Source organism: Streptomyces sp. KLMMK (assembly GCF_036961605.1).
GTDB classification, from domain to species: domain Bacteria; phylum Actinomycetota; class Actinomycetes; order Streptomycetales; family Streptomycetaceae; genus Streptomyces; species Streptomyces telluris.
On record NZ_JBAMDC010000563.1, the window covers coordinates 1 to 3170 of the forward strand.

General features: G+C 68.4%; 2 protein-coding genes. Both read left to right on the forward strand.

Features of this window, described 5'->3' with window-relative positions; translation table 11 throughout:
• Positions 1–1479: DUF3459 domain-containing protein (locus tag V7793_RS35540; protein WP_336013807.1), on the forward strand; the 1479-nt coding region annotated here is incomplete at its 5' end.
• On the forward strand, positions 1476–3170 hold a 1695-nt coding region (treS, locus tag V7793_RS35545; protein WP_336013808.1), incomplete at its 3' end, for a maltose alpha-D-glucosyltransferase. The genes V7793_RS35540 and treS, both read left to right, overlap by 4 nt.

Consider the following 3170-nt stretch of genomic DNA (forward strand, 5'->3'; position numbering starts at 1 on the left):
CTGCGCGAGCTGGTCTCGGCGAGCCGCCCCGTGCCGGTGCTGGTGGAGCGCGAACGAGCCCTGTTCGGCTCCTGGTACGAGATGTTCCCGCGCTCGGAGGGGGCGACGCCCGCGGACGGGCGCCGGCCCGCCCGCAGCGGTACGCTCCGCACCGCCGCCCGGCGGCTGCCGGCCGTCGCCGCGATGGGCTTCGACGTCGTCTACCTGCCGCCGGTGCACCCCATCGGCACCGCCTACCGCAAGGGCCCCAACAACGCGCTCACCGCGGGCCCGTACGACGTCGGCAGCCCCTGGGCGATCGGCTCGGCCGAGGGCGGTCACGACGCCCTCCACCCCGACCTCGGCACCTTCGAGGACTTCGACCACTTCGTCGCCCGCGCCCGCGAGCTGCGCATGGAGGTCGCCCTCGACTTCGCCCTGCAGTGCTCCCCGGACCACCCCTGGGTCGCCAAGCACCCCGAGTGGTTCCACCACCGCGCCGACGGCACCATCGCCTACGCCGAGAACCCGCCCAAGAAGTACCAGGACATCTATCCCCTGGCCTTCGACGAGGACTTCGACGGGCTGGTCCGCGAGAGCCTGCGGGTGCTGCGGTTCTGGATGGGGCACGGCGTACGGATCTTCCGCGTCGACAATCCGCACACCAAGCCGGTGGCGTTCTGGGAGAAGGTGATCGCCGAGATCGGCCGCACCGACCCGGACGTCGTCTTCCTCGCCGAGGCCTTCACCCGGCCCGCGATGATGCGCACGCTCGGCGCGATCGGCTTCCAGCAGTCCTACACCTATTTCACCTGGCGCAACACCAAGCAGGAGCTCACGGACTACCTCACCGAACTCTCCGGGGAGGCGGCCGCGGCCATGCGGCCCAACCTCTTCGTGAACACCCCCGACATCCTGCACGCCTATCTGCAGAACGGCGGCCGGGCCGCCTTCGAGGTGCGCGCCGTGCTCGCCGCGACGCTCTCGCCGACGTGGGGCATGTACGCCGGATACGAGCTGTGCGAGAACGCTCCGGTGCACCCCGGGAGCGAGGAATACCTGGACTCGGAGAAATACCAGCTGCGCCCGCGCGACTGGGACGCGGCCGAACGCGAGGGCCGCAGCCTGGCCCCGCTGATCACCCTGCTGAACCGGCTGCGCCGGCGTCATCCCGCCCTGCAGCGACTGCGCAACTTGCGTTTCCATTACGCCGACAACGACGCCGTCATCGCCTATTCCAAGCGGGCGGGCAGCTCGTGCGTACTCACGGTCGTCAACCTCGACCCCCACCACACCCAGGAGGCCACGGTCTCGTTGGACATGCCGGAACTCGGCCTCGCGTGGCACGAGTCCGTCCCGGTGCGCGACGAGCTCACCGGAGAGACCTATCACTGGGGCAGGGACAACTATGTGCGCCTCGAGCCGGGCCGTTCCATCGCGCCCGCGCACGTGTTCTCGCTGCGACCGTCCTCACCGATCGGAGGGTCACCCACACCATGATCGTCAATGAGCCCGTCCCCGACACATTCGAGGACACTCCCGCCAAGGACCTGGACCCCGACTGGTTCAAGCGCGCCGTCTTCTACGAGGTGCTCGTCCGGTCCTTCCAGGACAGCGACGGCGACGGCGTCGGCGACCTCAAGGGTCTGACCGCCAAGCTGGACTACCTGCAGTGGCTGGGCGTCGACTGCCTGTGGCTGCCGCCGTTCTTCCAGTCGCCGCTGCGCGACGGCGGCTACGACGTCTCCGACTACACCTCGGTGCTCCCGGAGTTCGGCGACCTGGCCGACTTCGTGGAGTTCGTGGACGCGGCGCACCAGCGCGGCATGCGCGTCATCATCGACTTTGTCATGAACCATACGAGCGATCAGCACGAGTGGTTCCAGCAGTCGCGCAGCGACCCCGAAGGCCCCTACGGCGATTACTACGTCTGGGCCGACGACGACAAGCGGTATCCGGACGCGCGCATCATCTTCGTCGACACGGAGACCTCGAACTGGACCTTCGACCCGGTCCGCAAGCAGTACTACTGGCACCGCTTCTTCGCGCACCAGCCCGATCTCAACTACGAGAACCCGGCGGTGCAGGAGGAGATCCTGGCCGCGCTGCGGTTCTGGCTGGACCTCGGCATCGACGGCTTCCGGCTGGACGCGGTGCCGTACCTCTTCGCGGAGGAGGGCACCAACTGCGAGAACCTGCCGCAGTCGCACGCGTTCCTCAAGCGCGTCCGGGCCGAGATCGACGCCCATTACCCGGACACCGTGCTGCTGGCCGAGGCCAATCAGTGGCCCGAGGACGTCGTCGACTACTTCGGGGACTACGGGACCGGCGGCAACGAATGCCATATGGCCTTCCACTTCCCCGTGATGCCGCGCATCTTCATGGCCGTGCGGCGGGAATCGCGCTACCCGGTCTCGGAAATCCTGGCCAAGACCCCGGCCATCCCGTCGCGCTGCCAGTGGGGCATCTTCCTGCGCAACCACGACGAGCTGACGCTGGAGATGGTCACCGACGAAGAGCGCGACTACATGTACGCGGAGTACGCCAAGGATCCGCGGATGCGCGCCAACATCGGCATCCGCCGCCGGCTGGCCCCGCTGCTCGACAACGACCGCAATCAGATCGAGCTGTTCACCGCGCTGCTGTTCTCCCTGCCCGGCTCGCCGATCCTCTACTACGGCGACGAGATCGGCATGGGCGACAACATCTGGCTCGGCGACCGCGACGGCGTGCGCACCCCGATGCAGTGGACGCCCGACCGCAACGCCGGCTTCTCCTCGTGCGATCCGGGCCGGCTGTACCTGCCGACCATCATGGACCCGGTCTACGGCTACCAGGTCACCAACGTCGAGGCCGCGATGAGCAGCCCCTCGTCGCTGCTGCACTGGACCCGCCGGATGATCGAGATCCGCAAGCAGAACCCGGCCTTCGGGCTCGGCTCGTACACCGAGCTCACCTCCAGCAACCCCGCCGTGCTCGCGTTCCTGCGCGAAGTGCGGCTGCCGGGGCAGCGGGAGGACGACCTCGTGCTCTGCGTGAACAACTTCTCCCGCTTCGCACAGCCGACCGAGCTCGACCTCCGGGCGTTCAGCGGCCGGCATCCCGTCGAGCTGATCGGCGGGGTGCGCTTCCCCGCCATCGGCGAACTGCCCTATCTGCTGACCCTGGCCGGTCACGGCTTCTACTGGTTC